At 73.8% G+C, this 25,906-nt stretch carries 27 protein-coding genes and 1 pseudogene; 16 read left to right on the top strand and 12 right to left on the bottom strand.

Translation table 11 applies throughout. The annotated features are described in order from the left end of the window. Positions 1-168: 168 nt before the first annotated feature. The gene (locus ABZ321_RS17885; protein WP_344498507.1) at positions 169-639 is read right to left on the bottom strand and encodes an NUDIX domain-containing protein; all 471 of its coding nucleotides are present in this window, start codon (positions 637-639) and stop codon (positions 169-171) included. 54 nt (positions 640-693) lie between these two features. Here ABZ321_RS17885 and ABZ321_RS17890 point away from each other — a divergent pair, with 54 nt between their 5' ends. Next, positions 694-1,971 carry an alpha-hydroxy-acid oxidizing protein gene (locus ABZ321_RS17890; protein ID WP_354892331.1) on the top strand — a complete coding sequence of 426 codons (1,278 nt, stop codon included), beginning with the start codon at positions 694-696 and terminating at the stop codon, positions 1,969-1,971. Positions 1,972-1,985: 14 nt separating this feature from the next. On the opposite strand, the gene ABZ321_RS17895 is transcribed toward ABZ321_RS17890, so the two are convergent. Together ABZ321_RS17895 and ABZ321_RS17900 are read right to left on the bottom strand one after the other, a co-directional pair. After that, positions 1,986-2,978: an ADP-ribosylglycohydrolase family protein gene (locus ABZ321_RS17895; RefSeq protein WP_344498503.1), complete on the bottom strand. Its 993-nt coding sequence runs from the start codon at positions 2,976-2,978 to the stop codon at positions 1,986-1,988. Positions 2,979-3,002: 24 nt separating this feature from the next. Then, positions 3,003-3,587 carry a hypothetical protein gene (locus tag ABZ321_RS17900; protein ID WP_354892334.1) on the bottom strand — a complete coding sequence of 195 codons (585 nt, stop codon included), beginning with the start codon at positions 3,585-3,587 and terminating at the stop codon, positions 3,003-3,005. Positions 3,588-3,790: 203 nt separating this feature from the next. On the opposite strand from ABZ321_RS17900, the gene ABZ321_RS17905 reads away from it, so the two are divergent. Beyond that, positions 3,791-3,994 (top strand): cold-shock protein, encoded by a 204-nt coding sequence (locus ABZ321_RS17905; protein ID WP_344498499.1) that lies wholly within the window; start codon positions 3,791-3,793, stop codon positions 3,992-3,994. A gap of 69 nt (positions 3,995-4,063) precedes the next feature. On the opposite strand, the gene ABZ321_RS17910 is transcribed toward ABZ321_RS17905, so the two are convergent. Next, a complete protein-coding gene (locus ABZ321_RS17910; RefSeq protein ID WP_354892337.1) occupies positions 4,064-4,951 on the bottom strand; it encodes a cobalamin-binding protein in 888 nt (295 codons plus the stop codon). Positions 4,952-5,179: 228 nt separating this feature from the next. On the opposite strand from ABZ321_RS17910, the gene ABZ321_RS17915 reads away from it, so the two are divergent. After that, positions 5,180-6,430, top strand: a complete 1,251-nt coding sequence (locus tag ABZ321_RS17915) for an acyltransferase (protein ID WP_344498495.1) — start codon at positions 5,180-5,182, stop codon at positions 6,428-6,430. Here the strand turns inward: ABZ321_RS17915 and ABZ321_RS17920 are convergent. The 3 genes from ABZ321_RS17920 to ABZ321_RS17930 all read right to left on the bottom strand — a co-directional run bounded on the left by ABZ321_RS17920 (position 6,402) and on the right by ABZ321_RS17930 (position 8,987). Beyond that, a complete protein-coding gene (locus ABZ321_RS17920; RefSeq protein WP_344498493.1) occupies positions 6,402-6,713 on the bottom strand; it encodes an STAS domain-containing protein in 312 nt (103 codons plus the stop codon). The genes ABZ321_RS17915 and ABZ321_RS17920 overlap by 29 nt on opposite strands. 230 nt (positions 6,714-6,943) lie before the next feature. After that, positions 6,944-7,882: a hypothetical protein gene (locus tag ABZ321_RS17925; protein WP_354892341.1), complete on the bottom strand. Its 939-nt coding sequence runs from the start codon at positions 7,880-7,882 to the stop codon at positions 6,944-6,946. Between the two features lie 127 nt (positions 7,883-8,009). After that, on the bottom strand, positions 8,010-8,987 hold the full coding sequence (locus tag ABZ321_RS17930) for an alpha/beta hydrolase (RefSeq protein ID WP_354892344.1): 978 nt from the start codon (positions 8,985-8,987) through the stop codon (positions 8,010-8,012). A gap of 104 nt (positions 8,988-9,091) precedes the next feature. Here ABZ321_RS17930 and ABZ321_RS17935 point away from each other — a divergent pair, with 104 nt between their 5' ends. Continuing rightward, positions 9,092-9,757, top strand: a complete 666-nt coding sequence (locus tag ABZ321_RS17935; protein ID WP_354892346.1) for an acetoacetate decarboxylase family protein — start codon at positions 9,092-9,094, stop codon at positions 9,755-9,757. On the opposite strand, the gene ABZ321_RS17940 is transcribed toward ABZ321_RS17935, so the two are convergent. Together ABZ321_RS17940 and ABZ321_RS17945 are read right to left on the bottom strand one after the other, a co-directional pair. Next, complete coding sequence (locus tag ABZ321_RS17940; RefSeq protein ID WP_354892349.1) at positions 9,727-11,178, bottom strand: NAD(P)/FAD-dependent oxidoreductase; 1,452 nt, start codon at positions 11,176-11,178, stop codon at positions 9,727-9,729. The genes ABZ321_RS17935 and ABZ321_RS17940 overlap by 31 nt on opposite strands. Continuing rightward, a complete protein-coding gene (locus ABZ321_RS17945) occupies positions 11,175-11,792 on the bottom strand; it encodes a TetR/AcrR family transcriptional regulator (RefSeq protein WP_344498483.1) in 618 nt (205 codons plus the stop codon). The genes ABZ321_RS17940 and ABZ321_RS17945 overlap by 4 nt, the downstream gene beginning before the upstream one ends. A 54-nt stretch (positions 11,793-11,846) precedes the next feature. Here ABZ321_RS17945 and ABZ321_RS17950 point away from each other — a divergent pair, with 54 nt between their 5' ends. Beyond that, positions 11,847-12,662 carry an alpha/beta fold hydrolase gene (locus ABZ321_RS17950; RefSeq protein ID WP_354892353.1) on the top strand — a complete coding sequence of 272 codons (816 nt, stop codon included), beginning with the start codon at positions 11,847-11,849 and terminating at the stop codon, positions 12,660-12,662. A 136-nt stretch (positions 12,663-12,798) separates the two neighbouring features. On the opposite strand, the gene ABZ321_RS17955 is transcribed toward ABZ321_RS17950, so the two are convergent. Next, entirely contained in the window at positions 12,799-14,121 is a 1,323-nt protein-coding gene (locus ABZ321_RS17955; protein WP_354892356.1) for a zinc metallopeptidase, read from the bottom strand. Positions 14,122-14,286: 165 nt separating this feature from the next. Between ABZ321_RS17955 and ABZ321_RS17960 the strand changes: the two genes are divergently transcribed. From ABZ321_RS17960 to ABZ321_RS17970, 3 genes are read left to right on the top strand one after another with little or no spacing between them, the layout of a single operon-like run. Beyond that, entirely contained in the window at positions 14,287-15,120 is an 834-nt protein-coding gene (locus tag ABZ321_RS17960) for an alpha/beta hydrolase (protein ID WP_354892359.1), read from the top strand. Positions 15,121-15,180: 60 nt separating this feature from the next. Next, on the top strand, positions 15,181-15,756 hold the full coding sequence (locus ABZ321_RS17965) for a hypothetical protein (RefSeq protein WP_354892363.1): 576 nt from the start codon (positions 15,181-15,183) through the stop codon (positions 15,754-15,756). Positions 15,757-15,759: 3 nt separating this feature from the next. Next, the gene (locus ABZ321_RS17970; RefSeq protein WP_344498473.1) at positions 15,760-16,233 is read left to right on the top strand and encodes a phosphoribosyltransferase family protein; all 474 of its coding nucleotides are present in this window, start codon (positions 15,760-15,762) and stop codon (positions 16,231-16,233) included. Positions 16,234-16,300: 67 nt separating this feature from the next. Here the strand turns inward: ABZ321_RS17970 and ABZ321_RS17975 are convergent, their stop codons facing one another. Continuing rightward, positions 16,301-16,684: a hypothetical protein gene (locus ABZ321_RS17975; protein ID WP_354892366.1), complete on the bottom strand. Its 384-nt coding sequence runs from the start codon at positions 16,682-16,684 to the stop codon at positions 16,301-16,303. A 221-nt stretch (positions 16,685-16,905) separates the two neighbouring features. Here ABZ321_RS17975 and ABZ321_RS17980 point away from each other — a divergent pair, with 221 nt between their 5' ends. Together ABZ321_RS17980 and ABZ321_RS17985 are read left to right on the top strand one after the other, a co-directional pair. Next, entirely contained in the window at positions 16,906-18,252 is a 1,347-nt protein-coding gene (locus ABZ321_RS17980) for a hemolysin family protein (protein WP_354892369.1), read from the top strand. An 85-nt stretch (positions 18,253-18,337) separates the two neighbouring features. Then, a complete protein-coding gene (locus ABZ321_RS17985) occupies positions 18,338-19,432 on the top strand; it encodes a hemolysin family protein (protein WP_354892372.1) in 1,095 nt (364 codons plus the stop codon). On the opposite strand, the gene ABZ321_RS17990 is transcribed toward ABZ321_RS17985, so the two are convergent. Beyond that, a complete protein-coding gene (locus ABZ321_RS17990; RefSeq protein WP_354892375.1) occupies positions 19,382-20,602 on the bottom strand; it encodes a PP2C family protein-serine/threonine phosphatase in 1,221 nt (406 codons plus the stop codon). The two genes, ABZ321_RS17985 and ABZ321_RS17990, sit on opposite strands and share 51 nt — an antisense overlap. Before the next feature lie 159 nt (positions 20,603-20,761). Here ABZ321_RS17990 and ABZ321_RS17995 point away from each other — a divergent pair, with 159 nt between their 5' ends. From ABZ321_RS17995 to ABZ321_RS18020, 6 genes and pseudogenes are all read left to right on the top strand, one after another. After that, positions 20,762-21,142 (top strand): STAS domain-containing protein, encoded by a 381-nt coding sequence (locus tag ABZ321_RS17995; RefSeq protein WP_344498465.1) that lies wholly within the window; start codon positions 20,762-20,764, stop codon positions 21,140-21,142. 256 nt (positions 21,143-21,398) lie between these two features. Next, positions 21,399-22,385 (top strand): annotated as a pseudogene (locus tag ABZ321_RS18000) (alpha/beta hydrolase domain-containing protein); the annotation flags it as partial. A 56-nt stretch (positions 22,386-22,441) separates the two neighbouring features. Next, positions 22,442-23,824 (top strand): ferredoxin reductase family protein, encoded by a 1,383-nt coding sequence (locus ABZ321_RS18005; RefSeq protein ID WP_354892379.1) that lies wholly within the window; start codon positions 22,442-22,444, stop codon positions 23,822-23,824. 16 nt (positions 23,825-23,840) lie between these two features. Next, positions 23,841-24,404, top strand: a complete 564-nt coding sequence (locus ABZ321_RS18010) for an FMN-binding protein (protein ID WP_354892382.1) — start codon at positions 23,841-23,843, stop codon at positions 24,402-24,404. Then, on the top strand, positions 24,401-25,171 hold the full coding sequence (locus tag ABZ321_RS18015; RefSeq protein WP_354892385.1) for an FAD:protein FMN transferase: 771 nt from the start codon (positions 24,401-24,403) through the stop codon (positions 25,169-25,171). The genes ABZ321_RS18010 and ABZ321_RS18015 overlap by 4 nt, the downstream gene beginning before the upstream one ends. A 40-nt stretch (positions 25,172-25,211) precedes the next feature. Further along, a complete protein-coding gene (locus tag ABZ321_RS18020) occupies positions 25,212-25,904 on the top strand; it encodes a response regulator transcription factor (RefSeq protein ID WP_344498457.1) in 693 nt (230 codons plus the stop codon). The last annotated feature ends 2 nt before the right edge of the window (positions 25,905-25,906 follow it).

Consider the following 25,906-nt stretch of genomic DNA (forward strand, 5'->3'; position numbering starts at 1 on the left):
CACGAACGGCGCGGCGACCACCGCGGCGGCGACAGACAACAGCACGACATCCCTCTCGGCCGGAAGCAACCCATGATGCCTGCCGCACATCGCGCTCAGGTTGCGACCCGGTCAGCGCCCGGGCGCCGGCCGGGTCAGGGCCGGGACGCCGGCCGGGTCAGGGCCGCGTCACGGCTGGGGCGCCGACCACGGGCCGTCCGGGGCCAGGGCCACCAGGACCTCCAGCAGCTCCGGCGGCTGGAGCTCGTCCGGCAGCGACGCCAGGTCCGACCAGAGAACCCACGCGTGCGAGTCGAGCGTCACCTGCTCGTGGGGCAGCAGACCCGTCCGGACCAGCGGCGGCCGCTCGGCGTCGAACCGGGCGAGGAAGAACTGCTCGGTCCCGACGTACCGTGTGCCCTTCCACCACGAGTCGCGGGACACCGGCACCCAGCGCTCCCGCACGAGCCCCGCGTCAAGCCCCGTCTCCTCGGCCAGCTCCCGCCGCGCCGCCTCGAACGGGGTCTCGCCGGGGTCGATGCCACCGCCGGGCGGCTCCCACAGCCACCTGCCGTCCGAAGGGTCCCGCCACCGCAGCAGCAACACCCGGTCGGCGGCGTCCAGGCAGATCACCCGCGCGGCGGGCCGGTGCTTCGTCACGCCCCGACCGTAGCCCCTTTGCCGGCCGCCGTGCGTTGAGGAAGATTGGCGGCCATGACCAGTACCCCCGGCCCGGGCCGGCTCAGGCAGAACGCCATCTACCGTGCCGGCGTGCTCGGGCGGGCGCCGGACGTGCCGACCGACGCCGACGAGCTGGAGCGGCGGGCGCATCGGGCGATGTCGCGGAAGGCGTGGGCGTACGTGGCGGGCGGCGCGGGCGGTGGCGCCACCATGCGGCACAACCGGGCCGCGTTCGAGCGGTGGCGGATCGTGCCGCGGATGCTGCACGGCGCCACCACGCGGGACCTGACCACCACGGTGGCCGGCACGTCGCTGCGCGCGCCGCTGCTGCTCGCCCCGGTCGGCGCGGGCGCGCTCGTGACGCCCGGAAGTGACGTCCGCATCGCGGAGGGCGCGGCCGCGGCGGGCGTGCCGTACATCTTCTCCAGTCAGGGCTGCGACCCGATGGAGCGCACCGCGGCCGGCATGGGCGGCACCCCGTTCTGGTATCAGCTGTACTGGTCGACGGACGAGCGGCTCGTCGACTCGATGATCGGGCGCGCGGAGGACTGCGGCGCCCGCGCGCTCGTCGTCACGCTCGACACGACGTTGCTCGGCTGGCGGCCGCAGGACCTCAACCTGGGCTCGCTGCCGTTCGCGCGGGGGCTGGGGATCGCCCAGTACACCTCGGACCCGCGCTTCATGGAGATCGTCCGCGAGCGCATGACCGCACCCGCCGGCAAGCCGCAGGTCACGCTCGGCGCGCTGCGGACGCTGTGGTCGATGGCGCGCAACCACCCCGGCGGTACGGTCGCCAACCTGCGCTCCAGGGAGCCGCGGGCCGCCGTCGAGACCTTCCTCGACATCTACTCCAACCCGGGCCTGAGCTGGCGGCACGTGGAGACGCTGCGCCGCCGCACGAAGCTGCCGATCCTGCTCAAGGGCATCCTGCACCCCGACGACGCCAGGACCGCGGTCGCGGCCGGGGTCGACGGCATCATCGTGTCCAACCACGGCGGCCGGCAGGTCGACCACACGGTCGCCGCCCTCGACGCGCTGGTCACCGTCCGCGACGCCGTCGGCCCCGACGCGACCGTCCTGTTCGACAGCGGCATCCGCTCCGGCGCGGACGTGTTCGTCGCGCTCGCCCTCGGCGCCGACGCGTGCCTGCTCGGGCGGCCGCACATCTACGGGCTCGCGATCGCCGGTGCGGACGGCGTACGGCAGGTCGCGGAGAACGTCGTCGCCGAGCTGGACCTGACGATGGCCCTCACCGGTGTCCCGGACGTCGCCGCCATCACCCGCGCACAGCTGCGGGAACACACCCGGTAGCCGGTGCGGGCGGGTCAGTCCCAGACCCGGCCGAGGGCGGCGAGGCCGGTGGCGTATTCGATGCGGGACAGCCACGGCAGCGGCCACGCCGTCATGCCCAGCGACGCGCCCAGGAAGGCGCCGGCGAGGCAGGCGATCGAGTCCGAGTCGCCGGAGGTGGTGGCGGCGCGGGCGAGGGCGGTCACCGGGTCGTCCGCATGGCGGATCGCGCACAGCAGGCCGGTGGCCAGGGCCTCTTCGGCGATCCAGCCCGCCCCGGTGGCCGCGCACGGGTCGCCGCCGTCGTCGGGGCCCGCCAGGGCGTCGTCGAGGCGGTCGAGCACGTCGAGGCACTCGTCCCAGCCGCGGCTGATGAACTGCTCCGGCGAGCTCACCGACGGCTGCTGCCAGAGGGTGCCGAGCCAGTCCGACCGGTAGGTGGTCCGCTGGGACTCGCACCGGTCGCGCAGCGCGGCGGGCAGCTCCGCGACGGCGGCTCCGTCGCGGAGCAGGCGGACGGCGAGCGCGGTGAGCTCGCTGGCCGCGAGGGCCGTCGGATGGCCGTGGGTCATGGCGGCCTGTAGCTGGGCGACGCCCGCGAGGGTGTCCAGGTCGTAGGTGGGGACGAGCCCGACGGGCGCGACGCGCATGTTGGCGCCGCAGCCCTTGGAGCCGGCGACGGTCGCCTCGGTCCACGGCACGCCGCGGGCGAGCCCGCCGCACGCCCGCAGGCACGTCATGCCGGGCGCGCGGTTGTTGTCGGGGCTGTGCGCCCACTCCACGAAGCGGGCCCGCAGCGGCGGCTCGAGCGCGGCGGCGGTGGTGGCGGGAGCGTCCAGCAGCGCCCAGCCGACCGCGAGCGTCATCTGCGTGTCGTCGGTGACGAGCGCCGGGTCGCCCTCCAGGTCGCGGGGTCCGCCGGGACCGTAGCGCGCGACAATCGCGTCGACCGTCATGAACTCGGTGGGTTTGCCGAGGGCGTCGCCGTACGCGAGACCGAAGAGACACCCGGAGGCCGTGGTCGACATGGGAGGGATCGTACGGAACACGCGTCAGAACGGGGGCAGGGCCTTGAAGCGTTCGTCGAGGCGGATGCTCGGCAGCAGCCGGCGCAGCATCGCCCGGGTCGCGGTCAACGGGTGGTGCGGGAACTCGGCGTCGTACTGCTCGTCGTCGGCGTGGTGGGTGGGCAGGCCGCCGGTGGCGTCCGGGGCGAACGGCGACGGCTTGTTCATCCCGTCGGGGCCGAGCTTCGTGAAGACGAGCGCCTCCCGGACGCCGGTCGTGCCGGACTCCGCCGCCTGTAGCTTCAGCACGGTGCTGCAGGTGGCCCGCGGGATCGTGTAGGAGCCGAGGAACACCAGGCCGTGGCCCTGGGGGTGGCGGATCTTCACCACCTGCCGCAGCGCGGGCACGCCGTCGACCGGCTCGACGGCCGCGTCGATGAGCCCGCCGCCGGCCGCCGCGGTCCGCCGGGCCGTGCCGGCGAACAGCGCGGCTGGGTCGTGCAGTGGGGCCGGCAGGTCGGGGCGCAGGTTGAAGAAGTGCAGCGTCATCACCGGACCCTGCTCGTGCTGCCAGGCGTACTGGTCCATTTGCTGGAAGCCTGTGAGGTCCAAATGGGTGATCGCGCTCATAGAAGTTCACCCTAATGGGCTACCAGGTGACCCCGAAATACGGTGAATAGCCCGTTTTGTGGCTCATACCACCAGGGGATTCGGGTGACCAGCTCGGTTGCCCGGCTGTCTCTGCGGGGGAAAGAGCAGTACCGTAGGTCCCGGCGAGGTCTTCACTGCCGGCAACGATGGCCGGTAGGACTCGTCTGTTTCAGGAGGAACGTGTGGCTAGCGGTACCGTGAAGTGGTTCAACTCCGAAAAGGGCTTCGGCTTCATCCAGCAGGACGACGGCGGCGCGGACGTCTTCGTGCACTACTCGGCCATCGCGAGCTCCGGCTACCGCGAGCTGACCGAGGGCCAGAAGGTCGAGTACGACGTCACGCAGGGTCAGAAGGGCCCGCAGGCGGACAACGTCCGCGGCATCTGATCTTCATGCTCCTGCTGCGGAAGCCGCGCACCTGCCGGTGACCGCTTGCAAGACGGGCCCGTGCGACGCTCATTGAATGGGCGTGGCGCGGGCCCATCGCCATTCCGGCGGGCACACTTCCGGGTGCAGCAGTGCCGCCAGGGCCTCCACCCCGTCGACGAGCCTCGGGCCGGGCCGCACCACGATGCCGTCGGCGTCGATCGCCCACACCGCGGCGTCCGGGAAGCGCGGCGCGACGAGCCGGGCCTGCTCGGCGGCGCCGTCGAGGTGGAACCCGCACGGCGACACCACGACCACGTCCGGCCCCGCCGCGGTCAGCGCGTCCCAGGTCGTCGCCTGTGACCGCGCGCCGGGATGCGCCGCGACCGGCTCCCCACCGGCGGCCGTGACCAGGTCCGGCACCCAGTGGCCGGCGGTGAACGGCGGGTCGACCCACTCCACGACCAGCACCCGCGGCCGGGGCCGCCCGGCGACCGCCGCGGCGACCGCATCCAGCCGCGCCCGCAGGTCCGCGACCAGCCGGTCCGCCCGGTCCGGCACCCCGGCGCGGGCGCCGACCGCCTCGATCGTGCCGAGCACCTCGGCGAGGGAGTGCGGGTCCAGCGACAGCACGTCGGCGCGGCAGCCGAGGTGCTCCAGGGCGTCGGACACGTGCCCCGACGGCAGCGCGCACACCCGGCACAGGTCCTGCGTCAGGATCAGCTCCGGGTCGAGCGCGGCCAGGGCGCCGGCGTGCAGCGTGTAGAGGTCCTCGCCCGCGGCGAACCGCTCCCGCACATACGCGTCGATCTCCGCCGGCGCCATCCCGCGGGTGCCGCGCCCGCCGACGACCACGGTCTTGCCGGTCCGCGCGGCCGGCGGCTCATCGCACTCGAACGTCACGCCGACCAGGTCGTCGCCGAGCCCCAGCGCGTAGACGATCTCCGTCGCGGACGGCAGCAACGACACCAGGCGCACGCCGGCCAGCCTAACGGGTGAGTGAACGGACGCCGGGATTCACCCGTCGACACTTCACCGTGCTGCCGCCCCGCATTCACACTGCGTCACGAGATCGTTGGGATAGCCTCGTCGAGGACGCGGAGCCCGCGTCCACTCCCCCCGTGAAATCCGCGATTGTCTCGAGGTCTGACGCTGGCCCGCCCGGCCCGCGTCCTGACCCGTCGCGCCTGCGCGAGGGAGAGGTATGTGTTGACGCGAGTCCGGCCGCGGCACGGGCGCAGGCCCGCGACGCTCGAGCAGTTATATGCGGGACGGGACAACGGGATCGGCGCGATCCGGCTGGGCCTGGCGGTCGTCGTCGTGTTCACGCACGGCACGTCGCTCGGCTTCGGCTGGGAGGACCTCGGCGAGTCGCTGTTCCGTGGACAGACCAACACCGGCACCCTCGCGGTGTTCGGCTTCTTCGTGCTGTCGGGGCTGCTCATCACGCGCAGCGCGGCGCGCACGACGATCGGCCGGTTCGTGTGGCACCGGATGCTGCGCATCCTGCCGGCGCTGTGGGTGTGCCTGCTCGTGACGGCGTTCGTGGTCGCGCCGCTCGTCGCGTTGCACGAATGGGGGACGCTCAAAGGGTTCTGGTCCGGGCCGAAGGGGCCGCTGCAGTACGTCACCGGCAACTGGTTCACCGGCGTCCGCCAGTACGGCATCCATGACCTGCTCGGCGCGTCCACCCCCTGGGGGCGGCAGTCCGGCGGCAGCGTGTTCGACGGTGCGTTGTGGTCGCTGGTGTACGAGGTGCTCTGCTACGGGCTGGCCGGGGCGCTCGCCGTCACCGCGGTCCTGCACCGCAGGCGGTGGCTGGTCGTGTGCCTCGCCGTCGCGCTGTACGGCGTCGTCGTCACCGACCAGATCCAGGGCCGCCCGCTGACGGGGCCGCCGACCCCGCACTACGGCCAGGTGCACCTGCCGCTGCTGGGCGAGGTGTCGTTCCACTGGCTCATGTACCTGGGGTTCCTGTTCCTCGCCGGCGCGGTGATGGAGCTGTACCGCGACCGGGTCGTCATCCACGACGGCGCCGGGTTCGCCGCCCTCGCCGCCCTCGCCGGGTCGCTGCTGTTCGGCGGCTTCTTCGTGATCGGGTTCCCGGCCCTGGTGTACACGCTGATCTGGGCGTCCGTGCGGCTGCCGGCCGGGCTGCGGTGGATCGGCCGGCGCAACGACTACTCGTACGGCGTCTACATCTACGGGTTCATCGGCCAACAGGTCTTCGCCGGCCTCGGCTGGAACCGGTGGGGGTACGTGCCCTACATCGCGATGTCCCTGGCCGCCGCGTTCGGCGCCGCCGCGCTGTCGTGGCACCTGGTCGAGCGGCGCGTGCTCGCGTTCAAGGACTGGACGCCGCGCCGTGCGCGCCCCGTCGCGAAGGTGCCGGTCCAGGCCGCGGGCCCGGTCGCCGTCGCGGACGTCCCTATTGCGGTGGGAGCCCGAACAGACTGATCAGCCCAGCGGTGCGCAGCGTGCGCAGCAGCACCGCCGACGGGTTCTCCAGCACCAGCCGCGAGCCGGCCTGCTCGGCCTGCCGGTGCGCCGCCACCAGGGCACCGATGCCGCTGGAGTCGATGAACGTGACGAGGCGCAGGTCGAGGTGCAGCGTGCCCGGCGGCGGCCGCAACGACCGCTCCACGCACTGGCGGAACCGGTCCGTGGCCCCGTAGTCGAGATCGCCACGGGCCACGATGACGACGCCGCCACCGATGCGGCCTTGCACGTGCAGGCTCATGTCCACCGAGAAACCGTCCCAACTCCGGATCGGTGAACCCTATCGACCCTGCTCAGCGGCGGTTCGTTGCCATCCGGCAAGCGAAGCTGCGGGGGCGCGGGCGAGGCTGCGGGGGCGGCGAGCTGCGGGGGCGCGCGAGGCTGCGGGGGCGCGGGCGAGGCTGCGGGGGCGGCGAGCTGCGGGGGCGAGCGAGCCTGCGGGGGCGCGGTGGGGCGCCCCCGCAGGCGTGTTCAGCGCACGAACTGGGTCTCCACGCCGGCGTCGACGGCGTCGCCGATGCCGTAGACCCAGGCGGCGCCGACCGGGTCGCCGAGCTGGGCGCGCAGCCACAGCGCGGCCCACCGGGCGATGTTCTCCACACCCGCCGCCTGGTTCAGGGTCTGCGGCGACAGGTCCGGCCGGGCGCCGGCCGGGTTCTGCGCGTCGGTGATGCCGTAGTGGTTGGCGCCGGCGACACTCACGTACAGCTTCGGCGCGCCCTGCAGGACCGCATACGTGCCGAGGCCGTTGGCTGGGGTGCCGATGCCGTCCACGGCGCCCTGGATGAGCGCGACCGGGACGGTGTTGGCGACCGGCGGGATCACCGGCGAGCCGGGGGCGGCGTTGTTGGTGCCATAGAACGCGGCCGCCCGCAGCTGCGCCGGCGCCGGGATCGGCACGTCGGTGAACGGCGGCGTGGACAGGCCCGTGGTGAGACCGAGCCCGGCGGCACCGCCGAACGAGTGGCCCGTGAGCAGCAGCGCGCCCGCGTCGATCTGGCCCTTGAGCGGCGAGCCGGTGCGGGCGTTCTCGGCGGCGGCCCAGGCGACGGTCCAGGTCGCCTCGGCACCGTCGGCGTACAGGCCGGGGACGCCGAAGATGACCCGGGTGTGGTCGGGGACGAGGACCACGAAGCCGTAGGAGGCGACCTTCCGCGCGAACCCCGCGTAGGCGGACCGGCCCACGTTCGCACCCTGCAGCAGCAGGACGACCGGCCACGGCTGGTGCGGTGAGGAGGTGCTGGGGTGGTACACGTCGGCCTGGTCGCCGTTGACCGTGGTGCCGTAGGTGCCGACGTTCGAATACGCGGCGTCCGCCCGGGACGGGCCGATCAGGGCGCCGGCAGCACCCGCAAGGGCGGTGCCACCGGCTGCGAGCAGCACGCCGCGGCGGCTGAAGCGTTGAGCCATTCGGACCTCTGTTTCCTCTAGTGAAACACAGTTTCCTTTACGACACGCGTCAGCGTACGGGAACAGTGGGGCCCGCCGTCAATGCCTGGTTCGCATCGACGGCGGGCCGTTGTTCGATGGGTCGGGCTCAGCTGCCGCTGAGCGTCTGCGTCACGCCGCCCGTCAGCAGCGACTGGTAGTACGCGCCGCCGGGGTAGTACGTGGCGGTCGTCGTGCCCGCGACGGCGTCGCCGGCCCAGGCGACCGCGAAGGTCTGCAGCGCCGTGACGTTGCCCGGCTGGGAGGCGCCGTTGGGCACGGTGCACAGCCCGTCGGTGCTCGCGCCCTCCGCGTCGCAGTGGGAGCCGGTGGTGAGACGGACGCCGAGGAACGGCCGGTGCACGTCGTTGGTCAGCTCGACCGTCCCGTTCGCGTTGGAGTTGGCGAGGTACGGCGGGGACGAGATCGCGAGGACCGGCGTGCTGGTCAGGTTGAGGCCCTTCAGGCCGGTGGCCGTGTTGGAGCCGATGAACGACTTCACCGGGTCGAGCAGCTGGACGAGGCGCACCCGGGCGAACTGCGACGGGAAGGTGGTGCGCAGCCGGTTCGCGACGTACGCGGCGACCTCACCGCCGGCCGAGTGGCCCGCGATCACGTACGACGTCGGCAGGGTGCCCGCCGGGCGGCCCGCCTTGCTCAGCGCGTCGGCATAACTGCGGGCGAGCGCGCCGCTTGCGCTGTTCGCCTGCCCGAGCCAGGTCGCGACGTTGTTCAGGAACGGGGCGTTGTTGCCGAGGTTGCTGACCGTGCAGCCGAAGATGTCGGCGGACGGCAGCGTCGGCGCGAAGACCACGAGCCCGGCCGCGGCGTAGCGCTCGGCGAGGTCGGCCAGGTTGCCGTTGGAGCGGGAGAAGCCGTGCTGCAGGTAGACCAGGCCCTTGGCGGTGCCGGCGGGCAGGAACCAGTCCGCCGACGGCCGGTAGGTCAGCCCGGCGCACGAGACGTCGACGGTGTTGCTGACCTGGGTCCATGCGCTGGCAGCTGTCGCCGCCCGCGCCGGTGCGGTCAGGCTCACCGTGACGGCGATGAGCAGGGCGGACAGGGCGGTCAGCCGTTTGGAGAACATCGAGCGCTTACCTCCTGACGTGTATCGCTGGACGAAACGCTGTTTCCTGAGGATCGATTAAGCTCTGCTTGTTGGCAGGCTGTCAAGAGGCGTAGAGTGCCGTCGTGAAGGGAAGCCCATCGATGTCGTATCCACCTTCGCCGTGGTCTCTGCGCGGCCGGATGCACGTGTCCGTGTGGGCCGTGCCGGTCGCGGACGTGCCCGCGCTGCCGCCGGCGCTGGACGGCGCCGTCCGGGTGCTGCGCGTCGGGAGACGGGCGTTCGTCGGCACCGCGTGGGTCGACTACCGGCCCGGCGGCGACATGGCCTACCGGGAGCTGCTCTCGGCCGTGCTGACCCGGGCCGGCTGGCGGCCGCGCGTCACCATCACGCACATCTGGGTGGACAGCGTCGCGTCCCGGGACGGCGGCCGGGAGCTCTGGGGCATCCCGAAGGACCTCGCCGACCTGACGATCCCGTCCGCGTCCGGCCCCGCCGCTGCGTCCACAGTGGACGGTCCGATCGCGTCGGCGGCGCTGCCGCGCGGGGACGGGCTGCCGCCGCGGCTGCCGGCCGGGTTCCGGGTCGTGCAGGCCCTCGCGGGGCGCGCCGAGACGACGCCGGTGCGCTCGACCGCGCGCTACGGCCCCGCCCGGGTCGCGTGGACGATCGCTCCCGAGGGCCCGCTGCGGTTCCTCGCCGGCCGACGGCCGCTGCTGTCGTTCGTCGCCGGCGACTTCCGGATGCGGTTCGGCGCGCCTCAGCGCGCCGCTGTGGAGTCCTCTGGGTAGTTCGCTGTGTAGTCCGCTTCGCTCAGGTGGGCCGTGCGCGCCGCGTATTCGGCCGCCATCCCCGGCCAGTTGGTGACGACGCGCCCACCGTCGGTGCGGTACCAGCTGTCGCAGCCCACCCAGACGCTGTCGCCGAGCCGGCGCTGCATCTCGGCGTCGAACGCGCCCGCGACCTCCGCCCGCACCTCCACCGGACCCCTGCCCGCCAGCATCCGCACCGCCTGCACGATGTAGCGGGCCTGCGCCTCGTGGAAGTACACCACCGACGTGTTGCCGGTGTTGGTGTTCGGCCCGTACATCAGGAACATGTTCGGGAAGCCCGGCACCGCGATGCCGAGGTGCGCGTAGGCGCCGCCGCGCCACTCCTCCTGCAGGTCGCGCCCGTCCCGCCCGGTGATCCGCACCGGTGCGAGGAACTCGGTGGCCGCGAAGCCGGTGCCGTACACCAGGACGTCGCACTCGTGCACGGCGCCGTCCTCCGTGCGGACACCCCCGGCGGTCAGCCGCTCGATATCGGCGGTCACCAGGTCGACGTCGGGGCGGCGCAGCGTCCGGAACCAGTCGCCGGTGAACAGCACCCGCTTGCACCCCATCGCGTAGTCCGGCGTGACCCGCTGCCGGATGCCGCGCGCCTGCAGCACGCGCTGCGCGCTGGACAGTGTCCAGACCGCGAGGCGCGCCGGCCGGTTGCCGGTCACCGCCTTGCCCGTCACGACGGTGAGCAGCCACGTGCCGGCCCGCGCGGCCCGCATCACCGCCGGGACCCTGCGGTTGAGGGCGCGCCGCCAGCTCCCGTACCGCCGGTTCGGCTTCGGCAGCGTCCACGGCGCCGTGCGCTGGAAGACGGTGACCCGCGCGGCGTGCGGCGCGATCGCCGGCACCAGCTGGATCGCGCTGGCACCCGTGCCGATGACGCCGACCCGCCTGCCGGTCACGTCGACGCCCGGATCCCAGCGCGCCGTGTGCATCGCCGGGCCGGCGAACTCCTCCGCGCCCGGCAGCGCCGGGATCACCGGCCGCGACAGCTGCCCCATCGCCGGGATGAGGACGTCGAACTCGTCGCCGGAACCGTCCTGATAGGACACCCGCCACCGCTCGCCGGTCCAGGCGGCGGCCACGACCTCGGTGCCGAGCCGCAGGTGCGGCTCCAGGCCGAAGTCCCGGACGCACCGCTGGAGATAGCCGAGGATCTCCGGCTGCGGCGGGAATCGCTGCGACCAGTGGGGGTTCGGCGCGAACGAGTACGAGTACAGCGGCGCCGGGATGTCGCACGCGCAGCCCGGATACGTGTTGTCGCGCCAGACCCCGCCGACGCCATCCGCCTTGTCCACAATGGTCAGATCGCGGAACCCGGCCCGGCGCAACAGGTGTGCGGCCGCGATCCCGCCGAACCCGGCGCCGACGACCAGAATCCGCGTCATAGCTTCCTGAACACCTGCTCCACGAGCGTGATGAGGCTGGTCGACAGCAGCACATGCACCTGGTCCCGGCTGAGCACGCCGCGCTCCAGCCACTCGCGGGCGGTCGCCTTCGCCAGCCCGCAGTAGGCCCGGACCATCGCCCGCAGCTCGTCGCGGTGCTCGGCCTGGCCGTCGAGCCCGACCGCCACCAGGATGCTGTCGGCGGCGATGTCGTCGGCCTCGCGGAGCACCCGCTCGATGTCCGGGTCCCGCCCGACCCCACCGCCGTCGACGGCCGCGAGCCACGACCGGCTGTGCCGGGACACCACGTCGAGGAACCAGGTGACGCTGGCGTCGACCCGGGTCGCCAGGTCGCCGTCCGGCAGCTGCTCCACGGCGACCGCGGGGATCGTCACGAGCACCCGGACCGCCTCGACGAACAGGCCCTTCTTCGTGCCGAAGTAGTGGTTGATCAGCCCGCGGGCGACCCCGGCCGCCTCGGCGATGTCCGTGGTGGACACGTCCGCGTAGGCCCGCTCCCCGAACAGCCGCACCGCGACGGCGAGGATCTGCTCCCGCCGGACGTCAGGCTCCAGCCTCCGCCCCCGCTCGACGGTCTCCCCGCTCATCCGCATGGCAGCCACCGTGCCCTGTTGTTGGCTGGCTGTCAACAACGTACGGTGACCCTCGTGACCTCGCTGTCGCACCACCGGTCCGGCACCGGCGAGCCCCTGGTCCTGCTCCACGGCATCGGCAGCCGCTGGCAGCTGTGGGAGCCGGTCCTGCCCGCCCTCCGCCCCCACTTCGACGTGCTGGCGCTGGACCTTCCCGGCTTCGGCGCCTCCCCACCGACCGCGGGCGCTTCCGTCGGCGCCTCCCGCACGGGCGCCGACGCCGACGTGGCCTCGTTCGCCGACGCGGTGACCAGCTTCGCCGCCGCCGCGTTCCCGGGTGCGGCGTCGTTCCATGTGGCGGGCAGCTCGCTCGGCGGTGGGATCGCGCTCGAGCTGGGCCGCCGCGGCGTGGCCAGGTCGGTGACCGCGTTCGCCCCGATCGGCTTCTGGGGCCCGCTCTCCCGCCGCTGGTGCCAGGCCTCGGTCACCGGCGCCCGGGTCTTCGGCCGCCTCGCCCGCCCCGCGCTGCCCGCCCTCGCGTCGACGGCCGCGGGCCGGATCGCCGTGTTCGGCCTGTTCTTCGGCCACCCGGCCCGCCTCGACCCCGCGGTGTGCCTCGCCGACGTCGACGCCCTGGTGGCCGCCCCCGCCTTCACCGCCGCCAGGTCCGCGTTCGCCGGCCACCGCTTCACCGACCCCGGCACCCTCGACACCATCCCGGTCACCGTCGCCTGGGGCACCCGCGACGCGATCCTCCCCGCCTTCCAGTCCCGCCGCGCCGCCGCCGTACTGCCACACGCCCGCCACGTCAGCCTCAAGGGCTGCGGCCACCTCCCGTTCTCCGACGCCCCGGACACCTGCGCCACCCTGATCCGGACCACCATTGGCTGATGACCCTCTGGCCTTGCGGTTCACGTCCTGGTCGGCCTTGACGACCCCGCACAACGCCCGGACCCGGTGACCGCCGACAAGGCCTACTCCTCCCGAGCCAACCGGAAGCGACGCGGCCGGGCCGGCGGCACAGGACCTAGACGCACTTGGGCAGGCCGCCCAGGGTGCCGTCGCGGAAAGCGGCGATGCGGTCGAAGGCGGTGGCGTCGTTGCTGGAGCCCGCGCGGCCGAAGACCAGCAGGGCGGCGACGGCCTCGTCCAGGTCGCCCGGGGAGAGGCGGAGGCCCTCGGTGCGGTTGAGCAGGTCGTTGGTCCACGAGCCGGCCAGGCAGTCGACCGTCAGCTGGCCCTCGCGGCCGGTGGCCGGCGCGCCACGGCGTTCCTGGGCGACGCGGGCGAACAGGTCGGCCAGGAGCATGCCGATGGCGTTGTCGCCGATGTGCTCGTACAGCTGCGGGCCCAGCTGCTTGTCGTCGAAGGCGATGAAGTCCCGGCTCGTGCAGGCGAAGGCCGGCGACGGGTCCTGGCCGGGGCAGTCGGGCGGGTCGGCGGGGTCGAACGGGACCACCTCGACCTGCTTCCACGGCTTGCCGGTGAGCCGGGGGTAGGCGCGGCTCCAGTACGCGGAGGCGTCGGCGGACAACTCGGACACCGCCTGCTCGTAGGGCAGGTCGCCGCCGGACGCGGCCTCCTCCTCGGAGCTGAAGGGGACCTCGGTCACCGGCAGGTTGCGGGCGTTGTACGCGGCGCACCGGCCGGCGCCCTGCTCGACGCCCTCCTGCAGGGCGCGGACCCGGTCGAAGGCGTTGCCGTGCGCCTGCTCGGCCTGGGCCGGGACGCCGGGCTCGTCGCGGAGCGTGAGCATGCCGGCGACGGTGCTGTCGAGCTCCGCGGGGGTGGCGGCGGCGAACTTCGAGGAGTGCCCGGCGGCGATGTCGGCGATCCAGGTGCCGGCGTAGCAGTCGGCCTGCTGCTCCAGCACGATCGTCGGCTGGCCGCCCTGCTGGAGGCGGGTCTGCACGGCGTGGCCGTACTCGTGGGCGAAGACGACCGCGACGAGCAGGCGGCCGAAGTCGGCATCGAGCTGCGGGACGAGGGTCTCGGCGTCCCAGGCGATGAAGTCGCCGGCCGAGCAGTAGAAGGCGTTCGGCTGGTACCGCCACCGTTCGGGCCCGCACGGCGGCGGCGGGTCCTGCCGGGTGTACGGGTGGTAGCCGCCGGTCACGGGACGGAAGGGCGCGCCGCCGGACAGGCGCGGGTAGGTGGCGGACCAGAACCGTTCGACGTCGGCGATGGCGTCGCGCGCGGTCTGGTCGGCGCGGGTGGCGTCGGGCGCGCGGCCCAGGACGCCGCCGAGCGGGGCGCCACGCTGCTCCTGGTCGCCGCCGGTGCCGACGGCGCAGCCGGCGCCGACCACGAGGGCGACCGCGGCGGCCATGACGCGAACGAGACGGCTCATGCCGCCGCCTCCGCCGCGCTCCGGCGTCGGCCTGAGCCAAGCACCGCAAACCCGGTTCGCAGCCATCCGCTGCGCTCCTGCCCGCCCACGTCATGCCCATGCCCCACCGGGTCCGGCGCGAAACGCGGGCGGGACTCGATCGAGCGGCACGCATATCATCGCCCGGTGGACTTCTTCGACGGTGCCGACGGCACCCGGCTCGCGTACCACCGCGGCGGCGCCGGCAGCCCGCTGATCTGCGTCCCGGGCGGGCCGATGGTGGCCTCGTCGTACCTCGGCGACCTCGGCGGGCTGTCCGCGCATCACGACCTGGTGCGGCTGGACCTGCGCGGGACCGGCGGGTCGGAGGAGCCGCGCGACCCGTCGACCTACCGCTGCGACCGGCTCGCCGACGACGTCGAGGCGCTGCGGGAGCACCTCGGGCTGGACCGGATCGACCTGCTGGCGCACTCCGCCGGTGCGGCCGTCGCGGTGCTGTACGCCACCCGCCACCGCGACAGGATCGGCCGGCTCGTGCTGGTGAACCCGTCGCCCCGGGTGGTGGGCCTGGAGGTCGCCGACGCGGACCGGCGGGAGGTCGCGCGGCTGCGCCACGCCGAGCCGTGGTTCCCGACCGCGTTCACCGCGTTCGAGCGGGTGTGGGCCGGCGAGGCCGTCGCCGCCGACTGGGCGGCGATCACGCCGTTCAAGTCCGGGCGGTGGGACGACGCCGCCCGCGCGCAGGCCGCCGAGCAGGACCGGCTGCGCAACGACGAGGCGGCGAAGATGTACTACGACGGCGTCGACGCGGCGGCGGCCCGGACGGCGATCGGCGGCCTGCGGGCGCGGGTCCTGCTGATCGCGGGCGAGTATGACGTGGCGCTGCCGCCGAAGCGCGCCGCCGACTACGCGGGCCTGTTCCCGCACGCCGAGGTGGCCGTCCAGCCCGCCGGCGGGCACTCCCCGTGGCTCGACGACCCGGCCTGGCTCGCGACGACGGTCAGCGCGTTCCTGAAATAGGCCGTTGCATCGCCTTTGTACGTTGGTCCGCGCACACGAACCGACGATCAAGGAGCATGCATGAAGCGCCTGGCGCTTTCGACTTTGTTGGTGACGTTGATCGGCCTCACCGCCGCCGGCTGCAAGGCCGACGAGGCCGACTCCCCCGCCGCACCGGCGACCACCGCCGGGGCGGCCGCGACCCAGGGCGGGGACCAGTACCCGAAGGGCGACGACGGCGCGAAGGCGCTGCTGCAGGCGCTGCCGAAGGACCCCGCGCTCGTACAGAAGCTGCAGCCGACGGCCGAGGACTACAAGGCGCTGTTCGTGGGCGCCGCCGCGGCCAAGGCCGAGCAGTTCTACAAGAAGAACGTGTGGACCGGGCAGAAGGTCGAGGTCGCCGGCAGCGCGGGCCAGACCGAGCTGAAGGTGGCCAAGGCCAGCAGCGACGACCTGAAGGCGTGGACCGCCGCGGCCGAGGCCGAGTTCCCCGGCGGCTACAAGGACGTCGGGCCGCACCTGCAGCCCGGGGTCACCTGGTACCGGTGGAAGTACACCGAACCGGGCAAGGACTCCGGCATGGCGTTCGACGGTCTGGTCCACGTCAACGGACACTGGGTGTGGACCCCCAAGCCGTGGAAGGCGCTCGAAGGGTAGGCGATGGAAGAGCGGGAAGAGCTGAGCTGGCAGGAGTTCGGCGCGGCCTCGCGGGAGCTGGCGCAGGCGGTCGCCGACGACGGGTTCCGGCCCGGCGTGGTGCTGTCCATCGCCCGCGGCGGGCTGCTGCTGGCCGGCGCCCTCGGGTATGCGCTCGACGTGAAGAGCATCGTGATGATGAACGTCCTGTACTACACGGGCGTCGACGAGCGGCTCGAGGCTCCGGTGGTGCTGCGCCCGACCCCCGACGGCGAGGATCTCGCCGGCGCGCGGGTGCTCATCGCGGACGACGTCGCCGACACCGGCGCCACCCTGCGGGTCGTGCGCGACTTCTGCGTCGCGCACGCCTCGGAGGTGCGCATCGCGGTGCTGTACGAGAAGCCGCAGAGCGTCGTGCCGTGCGAGTACGTGTGGCGGCGCACGGACCGCTGGATCAACTTCCCGTGGTCGGCGGAGCCGCCGGTCACCAGCGCATGACGGCGGGGGCGCGGCCGGTCCGCGCCCCCGCCCTCACACCGCGTGCTTTCACGTCGCGTGCCGGGTTTCAGCGGGTCGTCCGCGCCTGGCCGCTCGTGTTGTAGCCGCGGCCGTTGTACAAGCTGCCGTTGTACGCGCGCCACAGGTCGCCGTCGCCCGGCTGTCCGTCCCGGAAGTCGCCCTCGCCGAGCCGGCCGACGACGAACCCCGCCGCGGCGGCCGCGAGCAGGAACGTGTCGGGGCGGCCGCGGGCGGCGTCCCGCACGCACTCCAGGACGCCCTCCGGCTCGTGCCCGGCGAGGTAGTCCGCGGCCCGGTGGCCGCACCGCGGCATCCGCGTGACGGCCTTGTTCGCGGGCGGGCCGCCGCGCCCGCCGGCCATCTGGTCGAGCTCGCCGGCGGAGCGGCGCACGCCGTTCCCGCCCCGGTCCGCGGGTTCGAGCTCAGCCATCACAACCTCCAGGGTGTTCGGGGGATTGCCGGCCCCATACCCGGCGACATCGGAGGTAATCACCGCGACACGGATGGATCGGTCGAGCCTCTGGATCGATTCAGTCGCGCGGCACCGGTCCCTGGTGCTTCCCAGCGATCGTTCAGCGAAGCCTGCTAGCGTCGGATCATGGTTGGTTGGAGTACCGGGCCGGGCACTGCCCGGCTGGCTAATGGTCCCTCATGCTGATCCTCATCGGCCTCGCACTCATCGTGGTCCTCACCGCCGCCACCGGCTACTTCGTGGCGGCCGAGTTCGCCTACGTGGCCGTGGACCGCGCGAAGCTCAAACGCGCCGCCGACGACGGTGACCTGGCGTCGCGGCGCGCTCTGCGCGTCACCGGGCGACTGTCCTTCATGCTGTCGGGCGCGCAGCTCGGCATCACCGTCACGGCCCTGCTCGTCGGTTTTGTCGCCGAGCCTTACCTGGGCACGGGGCTCGCGCGGCTGCTCGGCACGGCCGGGGTGCCGCAAGCGGCGAGCGCGTCGGCGGCGGTGGTGCTGGCGCTGCTGATGGCGACCGTGGTGCAGATGGTCCTCGGTGAGCTCGGCCCGAAGAACTGGGCGATCGCCCGGCCGGAGGCCCTCGCCCGGGCCCTGGCCCGGTTGACGCTGGTGTACCTGGCGGCGGCCGGCCCGGTGATCCGCATGTTCGACGCGGCGGCGAACCGGTTGCTCCGGCGGGTCGGCATCGAGCCGATCGAGGAGCTGCCCGAGGGCGCCACCCCGGAGGACCTGGAGCGCATCATCGCAGAGTCGCGCACCGGCGGGCTGCTCGACGCCGACACCTCGCAGCTGCTGCAGCGCGGGCTCGCGTTCCGGGCGCGCACCGCCGAGGAGGCGATGATCGCCCGGGTCGACGTGGTCACGGTGGCCGCGACCGACCCGGCGATCCGCCTCGTCGAGCTGTTCGACACCGGGCACACCCGCTTCCCCGTCGTCGGTGAGAGCGTCGACGACCTGATCGGCGTCGTCGGCGGCGCCGATCTCGTGGCGCTGCCCGCCGCGGACCGGCACAGGATGACGATGGCGGAGATCGCGCTGCCGCCGGTCCTGGTGCCGTCGACGGCGGCGCTGCCGGCGGTCCTGGAGCGGCTGCGCACCGAGCACCGGCAGCTGGCCTGCGTCATCGACGAGTACGGCGGCTTCGCCGGCATCATCACCCTGGAGGACGTCGCCGAGGAGCTGGTCGGGTCGATCCGCGACGAGGACGACGCGCCGGAGCCGTCCGCCGTCCGCCAGCCGGACGGCTCGTGGCTCGTCCCGGCCCGCTGGCGGGTCGACGAGGTGGCCCGCACGACCGGCGTGACGCTGCCGGAGAGCGACGACTACGACACCGTCTCGGGCCTCGTGCTGCAGCGTCTCGGCCGCATCCCGCGCCCCGGCGACACCGTGGAGGTCACGCTGCCGCCCGCACTCCCCGACGACGACGCCCCGCCCCGCGAGGTGCGCCTGGAGGTCCTGACCGTGCACCGCCACGTCCCCGACACCGTCCGCGTGTCCGTCCTTCCGAAGAAGGTGACGGCGTGAGCGGGCCGGAGCGCAGCGGAGGAGCCGCGAACCAGCATTGCAGGGTTGGCTCAGGCCGGCGCCGGAGCGCAGCGGAGGTGACGGCGTGAGCACGGGTTGGGCGCTTCTCGTGTCGGCGGTGCTGCTGGCGGCGAACGGGTTCTTCGTGGCCGCCGAGTTCGCCCTCGTGGCCAGCAAGCGGCACCGCCTCGAGCAGGCCGCCGCCGACGGGAGCCGGGCCGCGGCCGCCGCGCTCGCCGGCAGCCGCGAGCTGTCGCTGATGCTCGCCGGCGCGCAGCTGGGCATCACGCTGTGCTCGCTGGGGCTCGGCGCGCTCGCCGAGCCCGCGATCGCACACCTGCTCGACCCGCTGTTCCACGCGGTGGGACTGCCGGAGCGCTTCAGCTACCCGATCGCGTTCGTGATCGCGCTCGCCGTCGTGGTGTTCCTGCACATGGTGGTCGGCGAGATGGCGCCGAAGTCGTGGGCGATCAGCAACCCGGAGCGCTCCGCTCGGGGGCTGGCGCTGCCGTTCCGGGCCTTCACCCGGGTCGTGCGGCCGCTGCTGGCGCTGCTCAACGGCCTCGCGAACGCGTGCCTGCGGCTCGTCAAGGTGCAGCCGCAGGACGAGCTGTCCGCGGCGCACGGGCCGGAGGAGCTGATGATGCTGCTGGAGTCGTCCCGGCAGCACGGCACGCTCGCCCAGGACCAGCAGGAGCTGCTCAGCCGGGTGCTGCAGCTGCAGGACACCACCGTCACGCAGGTGATGACCCCGGCGGCGGCGATGGCGACGGTGCCGCTGGACGCCACCGCGACCGACGTCGAGCTCGCCAACCGGTCCACCGGCCGGTCCAGGTTCCCGGTCGTCGGCGCCACGGGCGGCGTCGTCGGTGTCGTGCACGTCCGCGACGCGCTGCGGGCGACGACGGCCGGCACGGCGGCGACCGCCGCCGACCTGATGATCACCGCGTTCACCCTGCCGGCCCGCACCAGCGTGCTCGCCGCGGTCCGGGCGATGCGGGAGTCCCGGGCGCAGCTCGCCGTCGCCACCGAGGACGGCGCGCCGGTCGGCCTCGTCGCCCTGGAGGACCTCCTGGAGGAGGTCATCGGCGAGTTCGACGACGAGACCGACGTCACAGCCGGTGCGCGGTCAGGTCAGGCGCTGCTGGTACGGAGCGCTGCGCAGCGCCGCGACCGGTGACCACTCGGCGAGCACGAGGGTGGCGTCGTCGGCCGGCGCGCCGCCCTGGTGCTCGGCGACGGCGTGCGCGAGCCGGCGCAGGGTCTCCGGCGCGGGCAGGCCGGCGCTCGCGTGCCGCTCGGTGAGGTCGATGAGCCGCCGCACGCCGAACTCCTCCCCGGCGGCGTCGCGGGCCTCCGTGACGCCGTCGGTGTAGAGCAGGAGCCGGTCGCCGCCCTCCAGGTCCTCCTCGGCCACCTCGACGTCGTCGTGCACCCCGAGCGGCATGCGGCGGCCGGCCGCGAGGTCGTGCACGACCCGCCCGGTGCGCAGCAGCAGCGGCCGTGGGTGTCCTGCGTTGATGTACCGCAGCCGCCCGGCCTCCAGGTCGAGCTCCGCCAGCACGGCGGTCACGAACCGGCTGTCCGGGAACTGCTCGGTCAGCGCGGTGTCGGCGGCGCGGGCCTGTTCCCGCAGGTCACCGCCGGCGCGGCGGACCGCGCGCAGCGCCGACATCGCCACCCCGCAGGCGAGGCTGGCGGCGAGCCCGTGCCCGACGGCGTCGAGGATCACGATCCTGGCCCGCGCGCCGTCGATCGCGTAGTCGAAGCCGTCGCCGCCGACGTCGTAGCACGGCTCGAGGATCGCGCTGATCACCATCCGCTCGCAGGCCGACGTGAGCGGCGGCAGCAGCTGCCGGAGCAGCTCCGCGGCCGGCGTCATCGACCGGGACCGGCGCACCTGGGCGAGGAAGTCACCCTTGTGGGAGGTGACGGTGACCAGGTGGCCGATCAGCCCGGCGAGGGTCTCGCAGCGGGCCCGCAGGGATCCGTCGCGCACCTGCGGCTCGGCCTCGCCGACCTCGAACTCGACGACCCCGAGACGGTCGGTGCCGTTGACCATCGGCACGCACCAGCCGCGGTCGCCCATCTGCTTCGACGTGACCATCGCGAACGCGCGCCCCGCCGCCGTCGTCTCCACCGGCTGCGGCGGAGGCAGCGGGTGCCGTGGACGCGGCACCGGACACAGGACCCGCTGCTCCTCGTCGACCAGGTAGATGGTCGCGTCGATCCCGAGCGGCGCCAGCGCCGCGTCCACCGCCGTCGCCAGCCCGTCCGGCTGGAACAGGTGCGATCCGTCGAGAATCGCGCTGAACGCTTCGAGCCAGCGCGCTTCCACCGTCGCCGCCATGCCTCGCTCACCCCTCGGCAAACCAAACACAGTCGCGTGTGCGACCCATCCGTCACACCGGCCGCTCGTGCCACCCGCGGCCGGTGTACGGATTCCCAACCGCGCCGCGCGGGAAACGGACCCTGTGGCTGTCCGCAGGTTCCCGTTACGCTCGGGGTTGTGGAGTTCTCCCTGGACCGTGACGAGTCCCAGGTGGCGGATGAACACGTCACCGCCGACGTCACCGACCGCGACGGTGCCGTCGTCGTGTCGGTGCGGGGCAAGGTCCTCTACGACACCCTTGCCCCGCTCGCCGACGTCCTGTCCGACCTGACCCAACGTCCGGAGCTGCACCTGGTGCTGGAGCTGTCGGACGTGCCGATGTGCGACTCCAGCGGGCTCAACCTGTTCGTGCGGACGCGGTCGAGGCTCGCCGAGACCGGGGGCTGGCTGCGGCTGACCGGCACCCGCCCCCTGGTCGACAACGTGCTGCACATCACCAACCTCGACCGCATCCTCACCCGCTACGCCACCGTGGAGGAGGCCATCGCCGCCGGCTGACGGCCCGGCACCGCGTCCCGGCCGCCCGGCGTCGAGCAAGGTGGCGGTCAGCGAGCCGGCGAGCGAGGCCCGCGGGCCGGAGCACCGGCGATTCCACCGATGCCGCCGCCCGCCGGCGCGGCAAGGGTGACATCCATGTCACCCAGTGCATCGGCACGACTCGCCGCCACCCTCCTGGCCGCCCTGACGCTCATCGCCGCGCCGGCCGTGCCCGCGCACGCCGCGCGGGAGGCGCCGCCGGTCACCGTCACCGGCCCGCTTCAGCGGCACCGCGCTCGTCGAGTGGCAGAACGTGACCGCCGGCTACGACCTCGACGCGTTGTGGGACCACGACGCCATCACCCGGCAGGGGCACGCGTGGGTCGGCGTGTCCGCGCAGCGGGTCGGCGTCGAGCAGCTGCGCGGCTGGAGCCCGGCCCGGTACGGCACGCTCGACGTCACCGGTGGCGGCCGGTTCACCGCCGACGAGCTGTCCTACGACATCTTCGCGAAGGCCGCGGCGGCCGTCACCCGGTCGCTCCGGCCGCGGACCACGCTCGCGATCGGCGCCTCACAGTCCGCCGCCCGGATGACGGTGTACTACCAGAGCATCCTGCCGAAGGTGACGCCGGTCTTCGACGGCTACGCGTTCGTCGTCGGGTCCGCGCCGACCCGGGTGGGCGCCGAGCCGGTGTTCCAGGTGCTGTCCGAGACCGACGTGCGGACCCCCGACCGGCCCGCCGACACCGACCGGTTCCGCCGCTGGGAGGTCGCCGGCGCCGCGCACTCCGGGTGGCGCGGCCAGGAGTACCGGGCGCCGATCTCCGTGCGGGATCTGGGGGCGGCACCCCAGTACACCTGCGGCAGCCCGCCCTTCAGCAGGGTGCCGCTCGACCATGTCGTCGCCGCCGCCTACGACCACCTGATCCGCTGGGTGCGGCGGGGCACTCCCCCGCCGGTCGCTCCCCCGCTGGTCTTCGGCGCCGACGGCACGAAGACCCGCGACGCGCTCGGGCTCGCCACCGGCGGCATCCGGTTGTCGCAGGTGTCGGTGCCGACCGCGCTGAACACCGGCGACAACACCGGCGAGACATTCTGCCGGCTGTTCGGCACGCACCAGCCGTTCGACGCCGCGACGCTGCGGCGCCTGTACCCGCACCGCGGCGATCACCTGGCGAAGGTGATCCTGGCGGACGTCGCCAACGTGCGGGCCGGGTACCTGCTGCCGGCCGACGCGTGGCAGAACGTCGTGGGGCGTTCTTAGACAACCTTTAACCGGCTCACAGGCACCTGTCAGCCGGTCCCCCAATAGTTGAACGCATGACGATGACAGTTGCGGCGCCGCGCCCGGCCGCGACCCCCAGATGGTGGGCGGACGCGGGCGGCGTGGCTGCCATGGCGAGCCTGCTCGTCGTGGCCGCGCTGTGGGTGGCCAACGGCGGCGTCCAGCAGCTCCTCGCCGGCGGCGGCGACGCGTGGTCCGCGGCGGGCCGGCTCACCGGCCTGGTCTCATCCGACCTGCTGCTGCTCCAGGTGCTGCTGATGGCGCGGGTGCCGCTGGTCGAGCGGGCGTTCGGGCAGGACCGGCTGGCGCGCTGGCACCGCTGGACCGGGTTCACCTCGTTCAACCTGATGGTCGCGCACATCGTGCTCATCACCATCGGCTACGCGGTCGCGTCCGACGCGAACGTGTTCGCCGAGCTGTGGGAGCTGACCGTCGAATACCCGGGGATGCTGCTCGCCGCCGCCGGCACGGTCGCGCTGGTCATGGTCGTGGTCACGTCGATGCGGGCGGCGCGGCGCCGGCTGCGCTACGAGTCGTGGCACCTGCTGCACCTGTACGCCTACCTCGGCGTGGGGCTCGCCCTGCCGCACCAGCTCTGGACCGGCGCGGACTTCCTCGCGTCGCCGCTGTCCACGGCGTACTGGTGGACGCTGTACGCCGTGTCCGCCGGCGCCGTCCTCGTCTACCGGGTCGGCCTGCCGGTGTGGCGCAACGCGCGGCACCGCCTGACCGTCAGCCACGTCGTGCCGGAGGGTCCGGGGCTGACCTCGGTCTACCTGACCGGCCGGCACCTGCACGAGCTACCGGTCCGGGCCGGCCAGTTCCTCCAGTGGCGGTTCCTGGACGGTCCCGGCTGGACGAGGGCGCACCCGTACTCGCTGTCGGCGACCCCGCACACCGGGGTGCTGCGCATCACGGTGAAGGACCTCGGCGACGGCAGCTCCCGCGTCGCGTCGCTCACGCCGGGCACCCGCGCGCTGGTCGAGGGCCCGTACGGGCGGCTCACCGGCGAGTCGTACACCGGCGGCCCGGTCGTCATGATGGCCTGCGGCATCGGGGTGACGCCGCTGCTCGCGCTGCTCGGCGAGCTGCCCTACCGCGCCGGCGGGGCGACCCTGCTCTACCGGGCGCGCAGCGAGGCGGAGATCGCGTTCCGCGACGAGCTGGACTGGCTGGCGCGGCAGCGTGGCGTCCGGGTCGTCTACCTGCTGGGCCCGCGCGCCGGTGACGCGTCGTGGCTGCCGCGGCACGCCGCGGGGATCGGCGACGCGGAGGCGCTGCGCAGGGTGGCGCCGTCGATCGCGGCGGCCGACGTCTACGTCTGCGGGCCCGACTCGTGGACCGAGGCGGCCCGCGCCGCCGCCCGCGCCGCCGGGGTCCCCGCGTCGCGCGTGCACACCGAACAGTTCGCCTGGTAACGGAGAGGATCGCCCCGTGCGACGGATCACCTTGTGGCTGCTGTCGACGCTCGCCGCCGTGGTGCTGCTGTTCAGCTACCGCACCAGCCTCGGCGGCACCGCGACCGCGGCGACCGGCTCAGCAACCGCCTCCGGCGGCGGAGGCGGCACCACGAGCGGCGGCAGCGGCAGCGGTACGGGCAGCGGCGGCAGCGGCAGCGGTACGGGCGGCGACAGCAGCGGCAGCGGTACGGGCAGCGGCGGCACGGACGGTACGGGTGCTACCGGCAGCGGCAGTACGGGTACCAGCGGGGCGACGGGCGGCACCGCCTACAACGGGTCGGTGGTGTCGACGCGCTGGGGCGACATCCAGGTCACCATCACCGTCGCCAGTGGGAAGATCACCGGTGTGACCGTGCCCGTGTACCCGGACGCCAACGGCAAGGACCGCCAGATCAACGCCCGCGCCCTGCCGATCCTCAACAAGGCGGTCGTCGCCGCGCAGAGCGCCGACATCGACACCGTCTCGGGCGCGACCGTCACCAGCGACGGCTACAAGGAGTCGCTGCAGGCCGCGATCGACGCCGCGCACCTGTCATGACCGCCACCCTGCCCCGCCGCGCGTGGGTCGAGCAGATCATGGGGCTGCCGGTCTCGGTCCACCTGCGCGGCCCCGGCGCCGGCGACCCGCCCGCCGAGGCCGCGGTGGCCAGGGTCTTCGCGGACCTGCGCCGCGACGACGCGGCGTGCAGCCCGTACCTCGACGACAGTGACCTGTCCCGCTGGGAACGGGGCGAGGCGCCGCCGACGCCCGCGCTGGAGGCCGTGATCGCATTGTGCGACGAGGCGCGGGAGCGCACCGGCGGGTGGTTCGACCCGCGGGGGCTGCCCGACCCGCGCACCGGCCGCCCCCGGTACGACCCGTCGGGGCTGGTCAAGGGGTGGGCCGTGCAGCGGGCAGCGGCGCACCTGCCGGCCGGTCTCGGCTGGTGCGTCAACGCCGGCGGCGACGTGCTCGTCCACGCGCCGGACGGGCAGCCGCCGTGGCGGATCGGCGTCGAGGACCCGGACGCGCCCGAGGACCGGGTGGCGCACGTCGTGACCCGGGGTACGGGCGCCGTCGCCACCTCCGGCCGCACCCACCGCGGGGATCACATCGTCGACCCGTACACCGGCAGTGCCGCGACCGGAGTACGGGCGGTCACCGTGACCGGCCCGGACCTGCTGTGGGCCGACGTCTACGCGACCGCCGCCGCGGCCCGCGGACCCTGGGCGATGGACTGGCTGGAGGAGCTCGACGGCTACGAGGCGCTCATGGTGACGGCGTCGGGCCTTGTCCGAGTCACCGAGGGCTGGCCCGCCGGCTGAGGCCGGGGTGAGGCAAGCTGGGCAGCGGAAGGGGGACGGAATGCGGATCCTCGTCGTGGACGACGACGCCGCCGTGCGGGACTCGCTCGCGCGGACCCTGCGGTTCGAGGGCTACCAGGTCGACACCGCCCGGGACGGGCAGGAGGCCCTCGACGCCGCGCACGCCGACGAGCCCGACGTGATGGTCCTCGACGTCAGCATGCCGCGGATGGACGGCCTGCAGGCGTGCCGCCGGCTGCGCGGCGAGGGCGTGCTGGTGCCGGTGCTCATGCTCACCGCCCGCGACAGCGTCGGCGACCGGGTCGCCGGCCTCGACGCGGGCGCCGACGACTACCTGGTGAAGCCGTTCGCGCTGCAGGAGCTGCTGGCCCGGATCCGGGCGCTGCTGCGCCGGTCGCTGCTGTCCGCGCCGCCGGAGCCGCCGTCGGACCTGCTCACCTTCGCCGACCTGCGGCTCGACCCGGCGACCCGGGAGGTGTGGCGGGGCGGCAACCCGCTGCGGCTGACCCGCACCGAGTTCACGATCCTCGAGGTGTTCCTGCGCCACCCGCGGCAGGTCCTGACCCGCGGGACGCTGTTCGAGCACGTGTGGGGCTACGACTTCGGCGAGACGTCCAACAGCATCCACGTGTACCTCGGCTACCTGCGCCGCAAGCTGGAGGCCGACGGCGGCCCGCGCCTGCTGCACACCGTCCGCGGCGTCGGCTTCGTCCTACGGGAGGAGCCCCTGTGAAG

Source organism: Dactylosporangium sp. NPDC006015, assembly GCF_040614215.1.
In the GTDB taxonomy this organism is placed as follows: Bacteria; Actinomycetota; Actinomycetes; order Mycobacteriales; family Micromonosporaceae; genus Dactylosporangium; species Dactylosporangium maewongense.